This is a genomic window from Clostridium sp., from assembly GCF_050717635.1.
Classification (GTDB): domain Bacteria; phylum Bacillota; class Clostridia; order Clostridiales; family Clostridiaceae; genus Clostridium_AD.
The window spans coordinates 111,548-133,002 of the sequence record NZ_JBOITO010000025.1; the positions used below are offsets into that span (position 1 = coordinate 111,548).

20 protein-coding genes and 1 pseudogene are annotated in these 21,455 nt (G+C 30.8%); 17 read left to right on the forward strand and 4 right to left on the reverse strand.

The window, feature by feature from the left end; all coding sequences use genetic code 11:
* Positions 1-501 precede the first annotated feature (501 nt).
* The 4 genes from ACREWB_RS11350 to ACREWB_RS11365 all read left to right on the forward strand — a co-directional run bounded on the left by ACREWB_RS11350 (position 502) and on the right by ACREWB_RS11365 (position 4,800).
* On the forward strand, positions 502-1,353 hold the full coding sequence (locus ACREWB_RS11350) for a MurR/RpiR family transcriptional regulator (RefSeq protein WP_431547548.1): 852 nt from the start codon (positions 502-504) through the stop codon (positions 1,351-1,353).
* 96 nt (positions 1,354-1,449) lie between these two features.
* Entirely contained in the window at positions 1,450-2,343 is an 894-nt protein-coding gene (gene murQ / locus ACREWB_RS11355) for an N-acetylmuramic acid 6-phosphate etherase (protein ID WP_431547549.1), read from the forward strand.
* A 41-nt stretch (positions 2,344-2,384) separates the two neighbouring features.
* Positions 2,385-3,812, forward strand: a complete 1,428-nt coding sequence (locus ACREWB_RS11360; RefSeq protein ID WP_431547550.1) for a PTS transporter subunit EIIC — start codon at positions 2,385-2,387, stop codon at positions 3,810-3,812.
* 625 nt (positions 3,813-4,437) lie between these two features.
* The gene (locus tag ACREWB_RS11365; protein ID WP_431547551.1) at positions 4,438-4,800 is read left to right on the forward strand and encodes a helix-turn-helix domain-containing protein; all 363 of its coding nucleotides are present in this window, start codon (positions 4,438-4,440) and stop codon (positions 4,798-4,800) included.
* A 134-nt stretch (positions 4,801-4,934) separates the two neighbouring features.
* Here the strand turns inward: ACREWB_RS11365 and ACREWB_RS11370 are convergent, their stop codons facing one another.
* On the reverse strand, positions 4,935-5,111 hold the full coding sequence (locus ACREWB_RS11370) for a hypothetical protein (RefSeq protein ID WP_431547552.1): 177 nt from the start codon (positions 5,109-5,111) through the stop codon (positions 4,935-4,937).
* A 97-nt stretch (positions 5,112-5,208) separates the two neighbouring features.
* Here ACREWB_RS11370 and ACREWB_RS11375 point away from each other — a divergent pair, with 97 nt between their 5' ends.
* Positions 5,209-5,697: a hypothetical protein gene (locus tag ACREWB_RS11375; protein WP_431547553.1), complete on the forward strand. Its 489-nt coding sequence runs from the start codon at positions 5,209-5,211 to the stop codon at positions 5,695-5,697.
* Positions 5,698-5,718: 21 nt separating this feature from the next.
* On the opposite strand, the gene ACREWB_RS11380 is transcribed toward ACREWB_RS11375, so the two are convergent.
* Both ACREWB_RS11380 and ACREWB_RS11385 read right to left on the reverse strand, forming a co-directional pair.
* Positions 5,719-6,489 (reverse strand): DUF4367 domain-containing protein, encoded by a 771-nt coding sequence (locus ACREWB_RS11380; RefSeq protein WP_431547554.1) that lies wholly within the window; start codon positions 6,487-6,489, stop codon positions 5,719-5,721.
* Between the two features lie 126 nt (positions 6,490-6,615).
* A complete protein-coding gene (locus tag ACREWB_RS11385; protein ID WP_431547555.1) occupies positions 6,616-7,182 on the reverse strand; it encodes an RNA polymerase sigma factor in 567 nt (188 codons plus the stop codon).
* A gap of 420 nt (positions 7,183-7,602) precedes the next feature.
* Here ACREWB_RS11385 and ACREWB_RS11390 point away from each other — a divergent pair, with 420 nt between their 5' ends.
* Complete coding sequence (locus ACREWB_RS11390) at positions 7,603-8,874, forward strand: M14 family zinc carboxypeptidase (protein WP_431547556.1); 1,272 nt, start codon at positions 7,603-7,605, stop codon at positions 8,872-8,874.
* Positions 8,875-9,013: 139 nt separating this feature from the next.
* On the opposite strand, the gene abc-f is transcribed toward ACREWB_RS11390, so the two are convergent.
* The gene (abc-f, locus tag ACREWB_RS11395; protein WP_431547557.1) at positions 9,014-10,930 is read right to left on the reverse strand and encodes a ribosomal protection-like ABC-F family protein; all 1,917 of its coding nucleotides are present in this window, start codon (positions 10,928-10,930) and stop codon (positions 9,014-9,016) included.
* A gap of 255 nt (positions 10,931-11,185) precedes the next feature.
* Between abc-f and ACREWB_RS11400 the strand changes: the two genes are divergently transcribed.
* The 11 genes and pseudogenes from ACREWB_RS11400 to ACREWB_RS11450 all read left to right on the forward strand — a co-directional run bounded on the left by ACREWB_RS11400 (position 11,186) and on the right by ACREWB_RS11450 (position 21,455).
* Positions 11,186-11,824 (forward strand): redox-sensing transcriptional repressor Rex, encoded by a 639-nt coding sequence (locus tag ACREWB_RS11400; RefSeq protein WP_431547558.1) that lies wholly within the window; start codon positions 11,186-11,188, stop codon positions 11,822-11,824.
* A 178-nt stretch (positions 11,825-12,002) separates the two neighbouring features.
* Complete coding sequence (locus ACREWB_RS11405) at positions 12,003-12,782, forward strand: short-chain-enoyl-CoA hydratase (protein WP_431547559.1); 780 nt, start codon at positions 12,003-12,005, stop codon at positions 12,780-12,782.
* Positions 12,783-12,863: 81 nt separating this feature from the next.
* On the forward strand, positions 12,864-14,003 hold the full coding sequence (locus ACREWB_RS11410; protein ID WP_431547560.1) for an acyl-CoA dehydrogenase: 1,140 nt from the start codon (positions 12,864-12,866) through the stop codon (positions 14,001-14,003).
* A 13-nt stretch (positions 14,004-14,016) separates the two neighbouring features.
* Positions 14,017-14,799 (forward strand): electron transfer flavoprotein subunit beta, encoded by a 783-nt coding sequence (locus tag ACREWB_RS11415; RefSeq protein WP_431547561.1) that lies wholly within the window; start codon positions 14,017-14,019, stop codon positions 14,797-14,799.
* Positions 14,800-14,818: 19 nt separating this feature from the next.
* Positions 14,819-15,826 carry an electron transfer flavoprotein subunit alpha/FixB family protein gene (locus tag ACREWB_RS11420; protein WP_431547562.1) on the forward strand — a complete coding sequence of 336 codons (1,008 nt, stop codon included), beginning with the start codon at positions 14,819-14,821 and terminating at the stop codon, positions 15,824-15,826.
* A gap of 115 nt (positions 15,827-15,941) precedes the next feature.
* A complete protein-coding gene (locus ACREWB_RS11425; protein ID WP_431547563.1) occupies positions 15,942-16,790 on the forward strand; it encodes a 3-hydroxybutyryl-CoA dehydrogenase in 849 nt (282 codons plus the stop codon).
* Between the two features lie 99 nt (positions 16,791-16,889).
* Entirely contained in the window at positions 16,890-17,759 is an 870-nt protein-coding gene (locus tag ACREWB_RS11430) for a sulfide/dihydroorotate dehydrogenase-like FAD/NAD-binding protein (protein ID WP_431547564.1), read from the forward strand.
* Positions 17,759-19,141 carry an NADPH-dependent glutamate synthase gene (gene gltA / locus ACREWB_RS11435; RefSeq protein WP_431547565.1) on the forward strand — a complete coding sequence of 461 codons (1,383 nt, stop codon included), beginning with the start codon at positions 17,759-17,761 and terminating at the stop codon, positions 19,139-19,141. Before ACREWB_RS11430 ends, gltA begins: the two co-directional genes overlap by 1 nt.
* Positions 19,142-19,348: 207 nt before the next feature.
* Positions 19,349-19,879, forward strand: a pseudogene (locus tag ACREWB_RS11440) (glyceraldehyde 3-phosphate dehydrogenase NAD-binding domain-containing protein); the annotation flags it as partial.
* Between the two features lie 237 nt (positions 19,880-20,116).
* On the forward strand, positions 20,117-20,530 hold the full coding sequence (locus ACREWB_RS11445; protein WP_431547566.1) for a C-GCAxxG-C-C family (seleno)protein: 414 nt from the start codon (positions 20,117-20,119) through the stop codon (positions 20,528-20,530).
* A 19-nt stretch (positions 20,531-20,549) separates the two neighbouring features.
* Entirely contained in the window at positions 20,550-21,455 is a 906-nt protein-coding gene (locus ACREWB_RS11450) for a DNA-3-methyladenine glycosylase family protein (RefSeq protein ID WP_431547567.1), read from the forward strand.

Consider the following 21,455-nt stretch of genomic DNA (forward strand, 5'->3'; position numbering starts at 1 on the left):
ATATATAAAATAAAAAAAGAGGGTTAGCGCTCTCTTTTTTTATATGTAATGAATTAGGACCGTTATGTTACTTTCACTGTTATTTTCTTTATATAAAATTTTTTAAAATAATAAGTTATTTAAATGATTGTCTAATTTTATATGAGCAAAAGATTAGAATGTTTCATAGTAAAATAAAACGGTACCCCCCAGCCTGTAGCCATTCCCAAAACCCATAGTATTCCAAGTGGCTGAAAGGTCTGATCTTTCCACAAATCATTCCATCCCATAAAAATTCCGCAGAATAAGCTACCTAGTACAACACGTTTTTTAAACGATACAATCCCTTTTTTAATTCTTTTTTTACTTCCCCAAACAAATAACCCTTTTTTAATTATTTTTATAGTGACAATAGCGCTTGGTATAAATCAAATAAAAAATATAGCATATAAAATAACTATGTTGCTAACCATCTATTAGAATGGTTGGTTTATGATATAATTATTTATAGGTGGTGTTCATATGAGAGCTATAATTAAACTAGAGAATTATTTAAATAATTGTACTGAGGGTGAAAGACAAGCTGTTTTATATATGGTGCAACATACTAAAGAAATGGTTGATCAAGATATTCATACAATAGCTAAAAAATGTTATTGTTCAAGTGCCACCATAGTACGTATATCTAAAAAAAATGGTTATAGTGGATTTAGAGAGTTAAAGAAAGAATTAATTTTAGATTTAAATAATATTGATAATATTGATAGTATTGACATTAATAATCTAAAGTTAGAGGCTACTGATCAAGTATTAGTTGATATTACAAATAATAATATAAGAGCTATTAAACAAACAGCAGAATTAATTGATTATAATGTTTTATTAGAAGTTGTTCATTTAATTAATGAACAAGAATATATTAGTTTGTTTGGAATGGGAGCTAGTTTTATTGCTTGCAAAGACTTACAGATGAAACTGGAAAGAGTTAATAAGAAGACATCTCTCTATGAAGATACGCACTTACAATTTATAAGAAGTAGCAATGTTTTAGAAAATGAATTAGCAATAATGATATCTTATTCTGGCGAAACACAAGAAATAATAAAAATGGCTAAAAATATTAAAAAGAATCATGGAATCATTATTTCTATTGTAAAATATGGTCGAACTGACTTATCTGATTTAAGTGATTATGTTTTATATGTACCAGCTTTTGAACAAGAGCTTAGGGTTTCAGCTTCAAGTAGTCGTATATCACAACTAAATATGATTGATATCATATATCACTCATATTTAAAAGAAGTTTATGATATTAAGATAAAGAACATCTTAGAGACTAGTAGAATGCTTAAGAAAGAAGTAAGGATAAATTGATAATTATTACAACATCTGAAACTTTGTTTCAGATGTTGTTTATTTTGTTGAAATTGTAAACGATTTAGTTTAGTATGTGGTTGTAGGGGTGATAATATGATAGATTTAAGTGAGATGCCAACTGAGACTGTTAATGAGAACTCAAAAAACTTAAGTTCTTTGAATGTTTTAGATGCAGTTAGATTATTCAATCAAGAAGATTTAAAAGCAGTTACATGTATAGAAAGTCAATATGAAAATATAACTAAGGTAATAGAATTAACTAGTTATGCACTAAGTAATGGAGGAAGAATTATTTATATGGGGGCAGGAACTAGTGGTAGGTTAGGTTTAATTGATGCGGTTGAATGTCCACCAACATTTGGTGTTGATTATAATACAGTAGTAGGTCTAATAGCTGGTGGTAAAAATGCTTTTATTAAAGCAGAAGAAGGTGCAGAAGATTCTCTGGAACTTGGTAGAGTAGATTTAGATAAAATAAATTTAACTAACAAAGATGTTGTTATTGGAGTTGCAGCAAGTGGCAGAACACCTTATGTTATTGGTGGTTTAAATTACGCTAAAGAAAAAGGCTGTAAGATAGGAGCAGTTGTTTGTAATTATAATAGTAAAATCAAAAATATTTGTGAAAGTACAATTGAAATTGTTCCAGGGCCAGAAGTATTAACTGGTTCAACTAGATTAAAGGCTGGTACAGCAACAAAATTGGTATTAAATATGATTAGTACTATATCAATGATAAATCAAGGTAAAGTATTTAAAAATTATATGATTGATGTAAAAATGAGTAATAAAAAGCTTATTCAAAGAGGAATTAATATTATTTCTGCAGTAACAGATTGTAGTGAAGAATTAGCTAAAGAAAAATTAATTGAATCAAATAATAGTGTTAAAGAAGCAATAGTAATGATTTTATTAGATTGTAATCATCAAAGTGCAAAATCACAATTAGAAAAGGCAAATGGCTACGTAGATAGATTATTACATTAGAAATAGTGTTTAGTAATATATAGAAGAGGGGGAGCTTATAAATGAAATATGACGTATTAGGGAAAGCAATTGTACAAGCATTAGGCGGTAAAGGAAATATCATTAATGCAACTAACTGTATGACAAGAGTTCGTGTAAATGTTAAAGACTCATCAATTATTAATAAAGAAACAATTAAGGATATTGAAGGAGTATTAGGAATTGTAGTAGAAGATAATAATTATCAAGTAGTTGTTGGACCAGGAACTGCTAAAAAAGTAACAGATAGTATGGTTGTAAAATTTGGTTTTGACAGAGATGCTGAAATTCTTGAAAATGATTGGAAGACTAATAAAGCAGAAATTAAAGGTAACCAAAAAAAATCAGGATTAAAGAGATTTTTAAAATTAATCTCAGCTATCTTTATTCCATTAATTCCAGCAATTATTGCTGCCGGTTTATTTAATGGTTTTGGATCATTATTATCACAATTATCTACAGATGGTGTAATTGATGGTTCATTTTGGGAAACTATTATCTTATTATTTCAATTAATAGGTGGAGCATTCTATGCATACTTTGCAATATTTACAGGTATTAATTCCGCAAAAGTTTTTGGTGCTACGGAAGCATTAGGTGGTATCATTGGTGGTATTACAATTAGTTCAAACATTGTAGCTATATCTCAAATGATTAATTTATACAATGAAGCAGTACCACTTGAATCAACATTAACTACTGGTAAAGGTGGTATCATTGGTGTTATTTTTGGTGTATGGTTATTATCTAAAGTAGAGAAGGCTTTAAGGAAGAAAATACCAGATGTATTAGATTTAATCCTAGTTCCATTTTTATCATTATTAATCACAGGTATTTTAATTGTCTTTGTAGTAATGCCAGTGGCTGGTTTTTTCTCAGATGGTTTAGTATTTGTATTAAGTTTATTAGTTAATTCTGTTAATCCTGTAGTAAGTGTTATTAGTGGTTATGTATTAGCAGCGTTATTCTTACCAATGGTTTTATTAGGGTTACATCATGGTTTAATTCCAATTTATGTAGTTCAACTTGAAACTATGGGTGGCGTTAGTTTATTCCCAGTATTAGCTATGGCTGGAGCTGGGCAAGTTGGTGCCGCAATTGCAATTTATCGCAAAGCTAAAAAACTAAACAACAAGCGTTTATGTAAAATTATCACAGGTGCTTTACCGGCAGGTTTCTTAGGGGTAGGTGAACCGTTAATTTATGGTGTAACATTACCCATGTTTAAACCGTTTATTACAGCCGGTTTAGGTGCTGGATTTGGTGGTGCTTATGTTATGTTAGCACATGTTGTGGCAGTAGCTTGGGGACCAAGTGGACTTGTAGCTATTCCATTAATGCAAGCACCAGCTATGATGTTAAATTACTTTATTGGTTTAATAATATCTTATGTTGCAGGATTTATCATCACTAATTTTGTAATAAAAGATGAAGATGTTATAAATGTATAATGCTTTCTAATAAATATGTTTAATAAATTTTTAAAAAGTAAAAGAACAATTGTCATCACTTCATAGTGATGATAATTGTTCTTTTATTTCGCCATGGTGGTGAAAAGGCACCACAAGCAATAACAAAACCGCAGTTTATTTTTTATTTGATTTGCAAGATAAATAAATTATGTTCAAAATACTTGCAGCTAAAAAAGGTATTGAAAAAAATTTACAAATTAAAACTATTTATTTTTTGATATCATTTTAATTATAAATGTACCAAGTAGAATAGTAGCTAGTACTCCATACAAAATTATTAAATTATCAGATGTTTGACTAGGCATTTTACTCCTTTGTGAAAGTGTAAGTAACATAATAGCTATTATAATAAGAAATAATATATTGGTAATAAATATTTTTTTACGAACGCAACTTTATAGGGCTTTTGACCCTGTACTATAAATTAATTATTCTAGTAAGTTCTATTTTCATTATCAGATAAATTCATTATCTATTTGGTAATATAATTTATTGCCCAAAAAGCAACAAGTCAATGGGCTATTCGATAATTTTTATATATTTGGTAACAATCGTTTTAATAGTATATATTTCTTGTATAATATTTATTATGGAGGTGATTCATTTGGTAACATTCGGTGATCGATTAAAGACTGAAAGAAACAGAATACATGTTACATTGGAAACAATGTCAGAAGATTTGAAAACTACAAAGGCAACTTTAAGCCGTTATGAAAATAATTTACGAGAACCTAAAGTAGATTTTATTAATCAAATAGCTGATTATTTACAATGCTCCACAGATTACCTTCTGGGAAGAACAGATAATAGATTAGGAATAATAGTACAAGATAATGTTAAAAAAAATGATATTAAGATTGAAATAGATAAAAGTATTTACCCTGATGGTCTTACCCATGAACAAGTATTAGAAATACTTGAGAATCTAAAAAGTGCTGGTTTTAAATGGGAATCTAAGGATAAATAGAATAAAAAATAATTTTAATGAATTTAGCGCCATATGTTAAAAATAACATATGGCGCTATTTTAGTTCTTATATAACGTCCCCTGTAACTAACTAATTTGTATGAAATAGTATAAATGTATAAACTAAAAGGATATTATGAGGCAGTCTCCTTAGTTAAAACAATTTGATCTTTTTTTTTATTCCATTCAATTTCTACTTTTAAATTATCTTTGTTCTTATACTTCTTTATGTTTCCATTTATTTTATCATCGTTGTCAGTTTTTATCATTAATCCAGCAACTTTATCATAATTTTCACTATATTCACCCATTCCGACACTTGTATTTCCTGATAGCTCTTCTATTATCCATCTAATCTATATAAAACATTTAGAAAAATCTAAAAATGTTTTATACGGAGGGGAATTTATGAGAAAAATATTATCGATTTTAACTTGTGCTGTTTTAATTACGGGACTTATGTCTTCAAATGTTTTTGCAGCTTCTAATAAGAATATACCAGATGAAAAAGTAAGCCAAAGTGAGATGTTTTATTCTAATAACAATTATAATTTGAATATTGACATTCAAAGTACAACTAGTGATTCATTTGTTAATTGGGGAGCTTCTATTTACCAGTCAGATAACGGATATATTAAAGCACAAGGATTAACAGAAAATTATATGAATGTAGGTACTATAGGGTACTCATTGTATGTTGAAAAGTATGCAAATGGATATTGGAATACAATTAAGACATTCTCGTATAGTCTAAACAATACTAATCGAGCTACAGCTAATCATAGTTTAGCAGTATCATCTTATAGTTACTATAGAGTTAGAAGTATAAATTATATAATAAATAATGGAGTAACAACATCCAAAACTTCAATATCTAATGATATATTTATATATTAAAATAAAGACCTAAAACGGGTTTTATTTTAATAATCCAATTATTTTTTTCATTTGAGTATCTGTAAAATCATATGGCATAAGTACTTCATTCTTTATATTGTTATCAAACCAAAGCATGGTTTTAAAATTTTTATCATCAGTAGCAAAATTTATTTTTAAGTTGTTGATAATTATATCCTCAGTCCTAAGGTTTGAATTCATAGAAATTGTTTCTGATCCATTTTCAGCTACAGTGTTTTGATAAAAACGAATTATTTTTCCTGTACTATTTGTATAAACTTGATTAACACTAAAAGAATCTCCCATAGACTTTACAAGTTTCACTGTTTCTAACTTATACCCATCAGGTATATATTTAGGTACTAAAAGTTCAAAAGGAATCTCTTTTTTAGCCTCATCTATTGTTACTAACTTTTCTATCTGATCTGTACTATTATTTGATTCGGATATACCGTTATTTAAATTAGTATCTAAGACATCCTGTGTACTAAACTTAATATCTCTAGTATCTCCTCTTAACTCCTCAAATTTTTTCATAACGTTAAATTTAAAAGCTGTTACCTTTGGAATTGATGAGAGAAATGTTGAAAGAATTATAATTAATGTAAAACTAGCCACTAAAGCTAACTTTTTTGATATAGATGATCTATTATTTTTTTCTTTTAGATTGCTATGAAATTTTTTCATAGTGATATTAAAATCAGGAATGTCTATATCAGAATGGATATCTACTTCACTATTAAATTCTGTATACACATCTATTATAATTGTATCTATATTATCATGCTTCATATTATTTCACCTCTTTCTTATAGCCATCGCCCCAACTTCAAAAGATTTATCAATACATATAAGATGGGACTCTTATATATTAGATAATGTTCTTTTAAAAAAGTTTCGTTTTTTTTGAAAATTATTTCAATCTAAAACTATTGCAGCAACTTCAAAGGAAGCATCAGCACATACAAGATTGGTATATATCTTTTTTTTTGCTCTTTTATGTTTTGTTTTAACAGTATTTTCATTTAAGTTTAGTATCAACGCTATTTCATTAAAACTTAAGTCATAATAATATCTTAAATATATTATCTCTTGGTCAACAGGGTTTAACATTTTAATAGATTCTTTTACCTGTTCCACTATTTCGCTTTTTACCAATAATTCTTCTGGAATATCTTTTGAAGAACTACCTAATAATTCCAGGTAAGCATCTTCGCTGGGAATTTCCCTGTTATATTTTTTAATCCATGATAAACTCTCATTTTTTGCTATAGTAAAAATCCATGATTTAAATTTTTTTATATCTTGAAGTGTATCAAATTTCTCATAAGCTTTCATTAGTGTCTGTTGAAGTATATCTTCAGCTAGATTTTGATTTTTTATAATAGAATATATAAATTTATATAACTCTTTATAAATTATAGAAATTTGGTCTTCAAAATGTTTTTTTCTTTTGTTAGGTTTAAGTATATCAATAAATTTCATCGCTTTTCTCCTTAAGTTAATAATATAAGGTAATCCTATATATTCACAACTAAATAATATTTATGATTTGTAAGAATATTATACCATTAAAGGATATTTTAATAAACTTATAAAGTGCAATTGCTATGAAAGTAGAGGGATTACTTATAGATTAGATAACGGTTTTTAAAAAAAGTTTTATTTTTATGAAACTTTATTAATTTTTTATCATCTAATATATATAAAACACTTATAAAAATCTAAATATGTTAATACTGAGGTGGGATAAAATGAAAGCGCGTTCCAAAGAAAAATTATTTGCAATTTCAGGTATGGTAATATTAATAGTTGGGATTATTGTAATTAATACATTAATTACACTGTAACATTTCCACGTTAAATTCATATAATAGTACTATAAGAAATTTTAGGAGGGAAAATTTGCAAATCCTAAAGATAGGTTCAAGAGGAACAGCTGTGATGGAAATACAATCTCTACTAAACCAAATAGGATATGATGTTGGGCCACTCGATGGAATTTATGGACCTAAAACTGCAGCAGGAGTGCAGAAATTCCAAAGATATTTTGGCTTAGTACCTACAGGAGTAGTAGATGGGGTTACTTATAAGCTCATGAATAGATTTCTAATAGGTTATGACACTTATAGAATTAGGTCGGGTGATACACTATATCTTATAGCAAGGAGGTATGGCACAAGTGTCCTAAGTATAATTACTGCTAATCCTACAATAAATCCTAATAATTTGCAGATAGGGCGGGAGATTATAGTTCCCTATTCATTAGATGTGGTTTATACAAATATTGATTATACTTATGATATTATGAAAAGAGATTTAGAAGGACTAAAAGCTAGATATCCATTTATTCAAGTTGCAAGTGCAGGTAAGAGTGAACTCGGTAAAGAATTGTATTATGTAAAACTAGGCAATGGGCCTAATAAGGTTTTTTATAACGGGGCTCATCACGCTATTGAATGGATAACAAGTGTTCTCTTAATGAAGTTTATTGAAAATTTTTCTGAAGCTTATGCGTCAGGCCAAAAAATAGAAGGATATAATGTTCAAGATATATGGAATAAAAGCAGTATATATATAATGCCTATGGTAAACCCAGATGGAGTTGATTTAGTACTTAATGGTTTAGATAGGAGTAACCCAAACTACAATGATTTAATTGTGTGGAATGATGGGAGCAGGGACTTTTCTAAAACATGGACTGCTAATAATAGAGGGGTAGATCTTAATCATAATTATAATGCTATGTGGCAACAGTCAAAGGATGCTGAAAAAACCTATGGAGTATTTGGACCAGGACCTACAAGATATTCAGGTACCGCGCCAGAATCAGAATCAGAATCTAAAGCTGTAGCAGATTTTACAAGAAAAAATAATTTTAGATTAGTAATAGCATATCACAGTCAAGGGGAGGTAATATACTGGAATTATCAAAATTTAGCTAATGCCGAAGCTAGAAAAATAGGAGAGATATTTTCAAAGTTAAGCGGCTATGAATTAGAAGAAACCTACGGGATTACAAGTTTTGCAGGATATAAAGATTGGTTTATAGATAAATATAGGAGGCCTGGTTATACAATGGAAGTTGGGCTGGGAGTAAATCCTCTTCCAATTAGTCAATTCAATAAAATATATAAGGACAATATCAAAGTACTTCTCGAGGGGGCAATAGTTTAATTATTTATAAACACTAAAGGGGTATGAAATCTATCCTGCATAACTTGCAATCGAACTCCAAATAGAAAGTTTAGAATTTGTTAATGGAATTTCGGGTTTAGAGCTCGTATGCAAGGCATTGAGGATAGATTTCATGCTTTTAAGATAATGAGTCTTCCCAAGCCGCGTAAAGACCTTCAAGTTCTTTCTCAGTACTTGTAATTTGCTTGTTTATATCTTCACATCTGATAGGGTTTGAATAGACCTCCTCAAGGCAAAGGTCGTTTTGGAACTTTTCTAATTCTTGTTCTATAGATGAAATGTTATCTTCTATAGATTTAAGATCTGTTTTCTTCTGCTTTTCTAGTTTTTCAACATCTCTTTTTTTCTTTTTATTAGAATTAATTTGAGTTTTTGAAAGGCCTATCTGTTCATCTTCTATCTGAAACCTTTGAGGGTTTTTCTTTTTTTCTATATAATAATTATAATTACCTAAATATTCTTTAAGTCCATCTTGATTTAATTCAAGTATTTTAGTAATTACCTTGTTTAAGAAATACCTATCATGAGATATTACAATAACAGTACCATCATATCCTAGAATTGAGTCTTCTAGTGCTTCACGAGACATAATATCTAAGTGATTTGTTGGTTCATCTAATAGTAAGAAGTTAGATTTCGACAGCATGATTTTCAAAAGATTAATTCTGCATCTTTCACCACCACTAAGAGAAGATATGTTTTTAAATACATCTTCTCCTAGAAATAAAAATGCGGCTAGAGAAGTTCGAAGTTCTGTGGTAGTAAGTTTAGGAAATTCATCCCAAACCTCATCTATTATAGTTTTCTCTTCATTTAAATCTGATTGTTCTTGATCATAATATCCTATAAAAATACTTTTACCCAATATTTTTATGCCTGTATCACTTTCAAGTTTATCCATTATAATTCTAAAAAGAGTAGTTTTACCTCGCCCGTTTTCCCCAATAAGAGCAATTTTTTCTGACCTTTTTATATCTAAATCCAAATTTTCAAACAGAACATTATCTCCAAATCGTTTTGATAAATTTTCTATATGAAGAACATCATTGCCACTTTTGATTTCTGTTTCAAAGTTAATATTAGTTCCCTTAGGGTCTTTATCAGGAGAATCAATACGCTTAACTTTGTCCAAGGATTTTTGTCTGCTATCTGCAGCTCTTACGCTCTTTTCCCTATTAAAGGACCTATATTTAGTTATAATATCTTCTTGCCTTTTTATTTCTGATCGTTGTAAATTGTATGCTTTTAATTGAATGGCATAATTTATTTTCTTTAAATCAATAAATTTTGTATAGCATCCATTATAACAATCTACATGACCATTAATAAGCTCAAAAGTTTTATTAGTAATAGCATCTAAAAAGAATCTATCATGGGATATTATAAACATAGTCCCTTTATATGATTTTAAATAATCTTCTAACCATTCTATAGCACCTAAGTCTAGGTGGTTAGTAGGTTCATCTAGGAGGAGTATATCAGGACTTTTAAGTAATAATTTGCATAGTGCAACCCTAGTTTTTTGACCCCCGCTTAATATAGTTACTTTTTTATTATAATCTTCTTCCATAAAGCCAAGACCCTTTAAAACTTTACTTATTTCGGATTTATATGTGTATCCGCCACGGTTATTGTAAAGTTCAGATGCTAATGTATATTCTTTTATTATTTTATTATGATATTCTTCTTTTGAAGAATCATAAGGTTCTTTCATTTTTGTTTCAAAATCTTTAAGACTTCTTTCTAAGGCAAGTAGATCTTCGAATACTAACAGTGTTTCTTCGTATATAGTGTTAGTTGAATCGAGTGATAGATCTTGAGATAGATAACCAACTTTTTTGTTTTTATCTATAAAAAGCTCTCCATTATCATAATCCAGTTGTGATGTGAGTATTTTAAAAAGTGTGGATTTACCTGCTCCGTTAGCTCCAATAAAACCTACTTTTTCACCTTCATTTATACTAAAAGTTATCTTGTTTAAAATAACATCTATACCATAACTTTTGTGAATATCTTTACAACTTAGAACTATCATTAGTTTCCCCTTTCGTGCATTGTAATTTCAAATTAAACTGCGATTCTATATTATTGTACTATTTATATTAGATTTTTTGAAGTAAAAGATAAATATAATTAGTATTTATTTAAATATACCTTGTATAATACTATAATGAAACTATGGAAATATAATAACAATTATTAAGTTTGTAATAAAAAGTAGTGTTAATTTATGATAATGTGGTAAAATATATTATATAAGATTTATGATGCTTTTGGAGGGATGTAAACTGTGGAAAGAAAAAAGAATATATCAATGGCAGTAATTAGAAGATTACCTAAATATCATAGATATTTAAGAGAGCTTTTAAAGAATGATGTAGATAGAATTTCCTCAAAAGAATTAGGTGAGAGAATTGGGTTTACAGCGTCACAAATTAGACAAGACTTGAATTGTTTTGGAGATTTTGGGCAACAAGGATATGGTTATAATGTTAAGGAATTACTAAATGAAATTAGTGGAATTTTAGGTCTATCAAAAGAGTATAAGATGGTAATAATAGGTGCAGGTAATATAGGTCAGGCTATTGCTAATTACACTAACTTTGAGAAGTTAGCCTTTAGTTTGGAAGCTATTTTTGATATTAATCCAAAACTTATAGGACTTAAAATTAGAGATGTTGAAGTAAGGGACATTGATGAATTAGCAAGTTTCCTTGAAAAGACACCAATAGATATTGGTGTAATTTGTGTATCGAGAAATAACGCTCAAATGGTTAGTGATATGATGGTAGAGAATGGAGTTAAAGGCATATGGAATTTTGCACCTGTGGATTTAGAGGTGCCAGAAGAAATGATTGTTGAGAATGTTCATTTAAGTGAGAGTTTGTTAACTCTTAGTTGCTTAATGAATGACAGGACATATCTATAAAATTAATTAGATATTTAGCTTTAGCTAAAAGACTTTCTTCATTAAAGGAAAGTTTATTTACCTTGAAATAACTGATATAGTGATATATAATGTAATTGAAGCTGATGGCTTCAATTATTTTTAAATCTATTTGTTATATTATTAACAAATGGTTAATTAATTCATGGAGTGTGAAACGATGGAATACAAAAATATTGTTATTAAAAAGGAAGACAGAATTGCTGTAATTACAATTAGTAGACCAAAAACACTAAATGCATTAAATATAGAAACACTAAAAGAGTTAGATCTTGTAATTGAAGAAATTGCTAAAGATGACGAAGTTTACGCAGTTATTTTAACCGGTGAGGGAAAAGCTTTCGTTGCTGGGGCTGACATCATTGAACTTAAAGATTTTGATGGAATGGCAGGCAGAAAATTTAGTCATTTAGGGAGCAAAATATTCAGAAAACTAGAGACACTAGAAAAACCCGTAATAGCAGCTGTAAACGGTTTTGCATTAGGTGGGGGATGTGAACTTTCCATGGCTTGCGATATTAGAATTGCTTCATCAAAAGCGAAATTTGCTCAACCAGAGGTAAAACTTGGAGTAATACCTGGTTTTGGTGGTACTCAAAGATTAGCTAGACTTGTAGGAACAGGTATGGCTAAACAATTAATATATACTGGTGATATGATTGATGCAGAAGAAGCTTTAAGAATAGGCCTTGTAAATAAAATAGTAGAACCTGAAAAACTAATGGAAGAAGTAAAGTTATTAGCTAAGAAAATTGTAAGTAATGCACCTATAGCGGTTAAGTTATGTAAAACAGCAATAAATAGAGGTATGCAAATGGATATAGATACTGCTCTAATTTGCGAATCTGAAGTTTTTGGAGAGTGTTTCTCTACTGAGGACCAAAAAAATGGAATGATAGCTTTTATAGAGAAAAGAGAAAATTGCTTTAAAAACAAGTAATAATTATTACTTTGTTTAAAAACAGACAGGTAACAATTAATAATTAGTGCCTGTCATAGATAATAGTGAGGAGGAAGAATAATGAATTTTGGATTGACAAAAGAACAAGAATTTGTAAGACAAATGGTAAGGGAATTTACAATAAACGAAGTTGAACCACTAGCTGCGGAAATAGATATATCAGAAAGATTTCCTACAGAAACTGTAGAAAAAATGGCTAGATACAATATGATGGGTATTCCAATTGCAACTAAATATGGCGGTGCAGGCGGAGATAATTTATCCTATGCTATCGCAGTTGAAGAGTTATCAAAAGGATGTGGAACTACTGGGGTTATTCTTTCAGCTCATACTTCATTATGTGTTGGGCCAATAGATATGTTTGGCACAGAAGAACAAAAGATAAAATATTTAGTTCCACTTGCAAAGGGTGAAAAATTAGGTGCTTTTGGGTTAACTGAACCTAATGCAGGAACTGATGCGTCTGAGCAACAAACTACTGCAGTTTTAGATGGAGATAATTACATATTAAATGGTTCGAAAATATTCATAACTAATGGTGGACAAGCGGATACATATGTAATCGCAGCTATGACCGATAAGAAAAAAGGAACAAGAGGTATATCTGCTTTTATAGTTGAAAAAGATTTTGAAGGATTTTCAATAGGTAAACATGAAGATAAATTAGGAATAAGAGCATCAGCAACTACTGAACTTGTATTTACTAATTGTATAGTTCCAAAAGAAAACTTACTTGGAAAAGAAGGAAAAGGCTTCGGTATAGCAATGAAAACTCTTGACGGAGGAAGAATTGGTATAGCAGCTCAAGCCCTAGGGATTGCAGAAGGAGCTTTAGAAGCAGCTGCTAAATATATGAAAGAAAGAAAGCAATTTGGAAAACCACTTTCAGCATTCCAAGGTTTACAATGGATGATGGCAGAACTTGATGTTAAAGTCGAAGCTGCTAAAATGCTAGTTTATAAGGCAGCGTGGAATAAGGACAATGGTCTTTCATATAGTGTAGAAGCAGCTAGAGCAAAATTGTTTGCATCAGAAACAGCTATGGAAGTTACAACTAAAGCAGTTCAAATCTTCGGAGGATATGGATATACGAAAGATTACCCAATAGAAAGAATGATGAGAGATGCTAAGATAACTGAAATTTATGAAGGAACTTCACAAGTTCAAAAGATGGTTATTGCAGCAAGCTTATTAAAGTAGGAGGGATTAAGAAATGAATATAGTTGTATGTATAAAACAAGTTCCAGATACAAATGAAGTTAAAATAGATCAGGTAACAGGAACACTTATAAGAGAAGGAGTTCCATCAATTATAAATCCAGATGATAAAAATGCTTTGGAAGAGGCATTAAAACTTAAAGATAACCACGGTGCACATGTAACAGTAATAAGCATGGGACCTCCACAAGCAGAAAAAGCTTTAAGGGAAGCACTAGCAATGGGAGCTGATGAAGCCGTACTAGTATCTGACAGAGCATTTGCTGGATCAGACACACTAGCTACATCTCATACACTAGTAGCAACCATAAAAAAAATAGGTTACGATGTGATCTTTGCAGGAAGACAAGCTATAGACGGAGATACAGCACAAGTTGGACCTGAAATGGCAGAGCTTCTAGATATTCCACAAATAACATACGTTGAAAACGTTGATATAATTAAGGGTGGACTAAAAGTTAGAAGAGCTTGGGAAGACGGATATGAAGATATAGAGGTTAAAACTCCAGTTCTTTTAACAGCTATAAAAGAGTTAAATGAGCCAAGATATATGAACATAAAAAATATTTTTGATATGTATCAAAATAAAGAAGTTAAAGTTTGGAATGCGGAGTATATTGGAGCCGATAAAGAGGTTCTTGGATTAAAAGGTTCACCAACAAAGGTTAAAAAGTCTATGACTAAAGAGCCTAAAGGACATGGAGAATTAGTAGAATTGCCACCTAAAGAAGCTGCTCATTTTGTAGTTTCAAAATTAAAAGAAAAACACTTTATTTAAGATTAGGAGGGATTAAGCAATGAATTTAGTAGATTACAAAGGAGTATGGGTCTTTGCTGAGCAAAGAGACGGAGAACTTCAAAAAATTGCCTTACAACTTTTAGGTGAGGGAAGAAGAATGGCAGATAAATTAAAAGTAGAATTAACAGCAGTGCTTCTTGGTGATAAAACAGACCATATGGCTAACGAACTAGCAACTCATGGTGCGGATAAAGTAATAGTTGCGGAGCATCCATTATTAAATCACTTTACAACCGATGCATATGCAAAAGTTATATGTGAACTTGCAAACGAGAGAAAACCTGAAGTAATATTTATAGGAGCTACTTACCTAGGAAGAGATTTAGGACCTAGAGTATCAGCAAGACTTTCAACGGGCCTTGTTGCTGATTGTACATCATTAGATGTAGACCCAGAAAACAACAATTTACTTATGACAAGACCAGCATTTGGAGGAAATATAATGGCTACAATAGTTTGCGGAGAGCATAGACCACAAATGGCTACTGTAAGACCAGGAGTTTTTGAAAAATTAGCTAGAGATACAAGTAGAAGTTGTAAAATTGAAAAAGTTACTGTGAACCTAACGGAAAGTGATATCAGAACTAAAACTCTAGAAGTTGTAAAAGTTGCTGAAGTTTTAGCAGACATAGCAGATGCTAATATCATCGTATCTGGTGGTCGTGGAGTTGGAGCTAAAGAAAACTTTGCAGTACTTGAAGAACTTGCAACTACCCTAGGTGGAGTTGTTGGAGGATCAAGAGCCGCAGTTGAAAACGGCTGGGTTGATAAATCACTTCAAGTAGGACAAACAGGAAAAACAGTTAGACCAAATGTATACATAGCATGTGGTATTTCTGGAGCAATTCAGCATTTAGCTGGTATGCAAGAATCTGATTATATAATAGCTATAAACAAAGATGCATCAGCACCTATAATGAAAGTTGCAGATCTTGCAATAGCTGGAGATTATTCGAAAGTTCTTCCAGAACTTATAGCTCAAGTTAATGCATTAAAGAATATATAATTTGTTTTAAAATAATTTATAATTGTAATGAACTTATTCTAGTGCTAGAATTTAGCGGTAGGGTAAGTTTTTTTACTACAATAAGGTTATAATATAATTTTAGGAGCGTGTTATTGTGGAAAAAATTTTTGTGCTGGGTGCTGGAACTATGGGGGCTGGAATTGCTCAAACATTTGCAGCTAAGGGATATGAAGTAATATTAAGGGACATTAAAGATGAGTTTATAGATAAAGGTCTTGCTGAAATTAAAAAGAATCTAGAAAGATTAGTTAGTAAAGAAAAAATTACAGAAAAACAAATGGAAGAAATACTTTCAAGAATTACAGGAACTATTGATATGGATTTAGCAGAAGACTGTGACTTAGTAGTTGAAGCGGCTGTTGAAAACATGGAGATTAAGAAACAAATTTTTAAAGAGCTGGATTCAATCTGTAAACCAGAAGCAATTTTAGCATCAAATACATCGTCACTTTCTATAACAGAAGTAGGGACCGCTACAAATAGACCTGACAAGGTCATAGGAATGCATTTCTTTAATCCGGCACCAATGATGAAGCTTGTAGAAATAATTAAAGGAATGGCTACTTCTGAGGAAACTTTAGATAAAGTTAAGGCGATTTCAGTTGTTATGGGTAAGGACCCTGTAGAAGTTGAAGAGGCGCCAGGCTTTGTAGTAAATAGAATATTAGTGCCAATGATAAATGAAGCAGTGGGCATACTTGCTGAAGGCATTGCATCTGCGAAAGATATTGATAAAGCAATGATGCTAGGAGCTAATCATCCAATGGGGCCACTAGCACTTGGGGATCTTATAGGTCTTGATGTATGTCTAGCTATTATGGATGTTTTATATAAAGAAACTGGTGACTCTAAGTACAGAGCACATAGTCTTTTAAGAAAATATGTTAGGGGCGGATACTTAGGAAGGAAAACTAAAAGTGGATTCTTTAATTATTCAAAATAAAAAATTAATAAAAATGAATTTTAGACAATAGACTTTGACTGTTTGTGTTAAAATGTAGTTAAATGAGAAAAAATTATAGATGAACATGGAGGAAAAAATATGTATAAAATTATGGAAAAAAAAATATTAGCACCTCAAATATTTCTAATGGATATTGAGGCGAAAAGAGTAGCTAAATCAGCGAAACCCGGTCAATTTGTAATCGTAAAAATGGATGAAAAAGGTGAAAGAATACCTTTAACAATATGTGATTATGATGTTAAAAGAGGAACGGTTACTATAGTAGTTCAAACAATAGGGTGTTCAACAAAAGAAATGGAGAACTATGAAGTTGGCGACTCATTTTTAGATTTTGTAGGACCGCTGGGGCAAGCATCAGAATTAATGAGTGAAAGTATTGAAGAGTTAAAGAGTAAGAAAATTATTTTTATAGCTGGTGGACTTGGAACAGCTCCAGTTTATCCTCAAGTTAAATGGTTAAGTGAGCAAGGGGTAAAGGCGGATGTAATAATAGGCGCAAAGGCTAAAGAATACATAATTTTGGAAGAGGAAATGAAGAGTGTAGCAGGAACAGTTTATCCATGTACTGATGATGGTTCTTATGGATATAAAGGACTTGTTACAAATAAATTAAAGGAATTAGTTCAAAATGAAGATAAAAAATACGATTTAGTTATTGCTATTGGACCAATGATAATGATGAAATTTGTTTGTAGATTAACTGAAGAACTTGGGATAACGACTATAGTAAGTATGAATCCTGTTATGGTAGATGGAACTGGAATGTGTGGAGCTTGTAGAATTACGGTAGATGGAGAAACTAAATTTGCCTGTGTTGATGGACCAGAATTTGATGGCCATAAGGTTGATTTTGAAGAAGCAATGAGAAGACAAAAAATATATAAAACAGAAGAAGTTTCTAAAAACGAAGGAATAAAACCAGGCTGTGGCTTAGGGGGTACTAAATAATGAGTAAAATGAAGCAAACGAAAATATCAGAACAAGATCCTAAAATAAGAGCAACTAATTTTGAGGAAGTTTGTCTAGGATATACAGAAGATGAAGCAGTTGAAGAAGCCAAAAGATGCTTAAACTGTAAGAACCCAAAATGCGTTACTAAATGTCCAGTTGCAATAGATATTCCTGGGTTTATTCAACATGTTAAAAATAGAGAATTTGAGGAGGCAGTTAAAGTAATAGCAAAATATAGTGCATTACCGGCTGTTTGTGGAAGAGTATGTCCACAAGAAACTCAGTGTGAAAGCAAATGTATATTAGGAATAAAGGGAGAATCTGTTGCAATAGGTAAACTTGAAAGATTTGTAGGAGATTATTCTAGAGAACATAATGTTGATATTTCAGAAACAAAACCTAAAAATGGAAAAAAGGTAGCTGTAATAGGGAGTGGTCCTGCTGGACTTACTTGCGCAGGGGAACTCGCTAAAGCTGGATATGATGTAACAATTTTTGAAGCACTTCATAAAGCTGGTGGAGTTTTGGTATACGGTATTCCAGCTTTTAGACTGCCAAAAGAAACAGTCGTTAAATATGAAGTTGAAAATGTTAAAAAATTAGGAGTTAAAATAGAAACAAATGTTATAGTGGGAAGAACTGTAACAATAAATGAACTTATGGAAGACGAAGGTTTTGATGCTGTATTTATTGGCTCAGGTGCAGGCCTTCCAATATTTATGGGAATACCTGGAGAAAATTTAAATGGAGTATTCTCTGCTAATGAACTTTTAACTAGAAATAATTTGATGAAAGCATATAAAGAAGGTTATAAGACTCCTATAAGAGTGGGCGCTAAGGTGGCTGTTGTAGGTGGAGGAAACGTTGCTATGGATGCTGTGAGAACAGCAGTAAGATTAGGCTCAGAGGGCCACATAGTATACAGAAGATCTGAATCAGAACTTCCAGCTAGAGCTGAAGAAGTTCACCATGCAAAAGAAGAAGGAGTTATAATGGATTTACTTGTGAATCCAGTTGAGATTCTAGGAGATGCTACGGGAAACGTTATAGGCATGAAGTGTATAAAAATGGAACTTGGTGAACCTGACGCTTCAGGTAGAAGAAGACCTATAGAAATTAAGGGTTCAGAATTTGTAATGGATGTAGATACTGTTGTAATGTCCCTAGGTACGTCACCAAATCCATTAATTGCTTCAACAACAGAAGGACTCGAAACTAATAAATGGAAATGTATAGTTGCCGATGATGAAACTGGGTTAACTTCTAAAGTTAACGTATATGCTGGTGGAGATGCGGTTTCTGGAGCAGCTACTGTTATACTAGCTATGGAAGCAGGAAAAAAAGCTGCTAAAGCTATAGATGAAATGTTAACAAAATAATAGAGAACAACTTAAATAGCTTCATAAACGAAAGTTTATGGAGCTAATTTTGTGTAAAAATTTGTATTTATAAAGCGAAAGGAAATGTAAGCATTAAGCAGTATAATAAATATAAAATTACATATTTAGAAAATTATGAGCCTATTAACTATTGACAAAAGTGTAGCACAATAGATATAAATAGTGTAGTACATATAGTTATATAATATATTATATTTTAATGCAAGAACAGATGTAAAAACTCTTGCACACCTTTTTACCTATGATTCTTGTTATGGGACATTTAAAGGTGAAGTAGAATCGCGAGGCAACTCATTAATAATAAATGGTAAAGAAATTAAAGTGTTTAATGAAAAAGAACCTAAGGATTTACCTTGGGAGGAACTGGGCATAGATGTTGTTATAGAATCAACAGGTATATATATAAAGAGGGAACAGGCTATGCAGCATATTAAAGCGGGAGCTAAAAAGGTAGTAATTACTGCACCAGCAGAGGATGAGGATATAACAATAGTTATGGGAGTTAATGATGGAAAATATAATCCTGCAGTATCTATAACAGAGCTAGTATGTGAGGTGTCAAAAGAAGTAACTGTAGAAAAAGTAAATAATGCATTCAAATATGCATCACAACATGAGCTTAAGGGCATATTGGGATATTCAGCTAGAACAGTAGATTTAGTAAATCTTGTAGCAAGTAAAATGGAAAATGTAAAGAATATGAAGATGGTAGTATAGTTTAAATAAAAAAATTAGGTATTACCATAATTTATGGATAAAAATGGGGACGGTTAACAATTATTAGCTAGTTTAGTGGTTAATAATTAAGAGCTGTCCTCTTTTGTTTTTTTCTAAAGTTGTAGTATCATTAGTGAACAGCAATAAAATTTGTGAAAAAGCTTTAAAAATATAAAAAACTTGTTAACACATATAAAAATTTTGGTATAATAAGATTAAACGGTGGGAGGCATAGATATGTTAATTGAAAAAATAAATAAATATTACACAAGCAAATATGATTTTAATTGTTCGGAGGTAATGATTTACGCAGCTAGTGATGAATATAATATGAATTTGAAAAGCGAAACATTTAAAGCGATGTCCTCCTTTGGTGGTGGGATGGCTGTGGAAAGCGTATGTGGAGCAATAACAGGTTCTCTTGCAGTTATAGGTATTTTATTCACTTGTAAGCGGGCACATGAAAGCGATACAGTTAAAAAACTATGTCAAGAATTTTTTAGAAAGTTTGAAGCAGTGTTAAATACGAATAATTGTGCTGTGCTTAAAGCAAACTATAAAAAAGAAGATATTGGTTGCAGTATAATGATCGAAACTGCGTCTAGCATATTAGATGAAATTGTGACAAGAGAATTAAAAATTAATAAATAACTGTTTGAAGGGAAAGATTATGGATTATAAAAGTATTGAATCATTTAATAAGGGAATCATTATAAAAGATGTAGAAAATTTTGAATTAGATCACATATTTCAATGTGGGCAATGTTTTAGATGGAATAAAGAGGACAGTGGGAGTTACATAGGAGTAGCATACGGCAAGGTGATAGAAGTAGAAAAAAAGGGTGCCGATGTAAAAATATATAATATAAATGAAGAAGAATTTAATAATATTTGGTGTGATTATTTTGACCTCCAAAGAGATTATATAGTTATGAAGGATAAATTTGAGAAGGATCCTCTGCTTAAAAAATCTGTTGATTTTGGACATGGTATTAGGATACTTCAGCAGGAGCCTTTTGAACTCACAATATCATTTATAATTTCTTCTAATAATAGAATACCTATGATAAAAAGGGCCATAGAGAAGCTGAGTAATAAATGGGGAAAAGCCATAGAATACAAAGGAGAAACTTACTATGCCTTTCCAACACTTTCTGATTTAGAAGGAGCATCTATAGAAGATATTAAGAGTTGTGGTCTAGGATTTAGAGCTAAGTATGTGAAAAATACAGTACATACAGTATACACTGGTGAAGCAAATTTGGAGTTTATTAAAGCGCAAGATGATGATATTTGTCATAAAGAGTTACAAAAACTGAGTGGTATTGGTCCAAAAGTTTCGGATTGCATTATGTTATTTTCTATGCAAAAATATTCTGCTTTTCCAGTGGATGTATGGGTTAAGAGGGCAATGCAATTTTTTTATTTAGCACCAGATGTGTCATTGCCTAAAATAAGGATTTTCGCTAGAGATAAGTTTGAAGGCAAATCAGGTTTTGCACAACAGTATTTATTTTATTATGCAAGGGAAAACAATATTAAAATAGAGCCAATAACAAAGGCTCCCAAAGGGTGA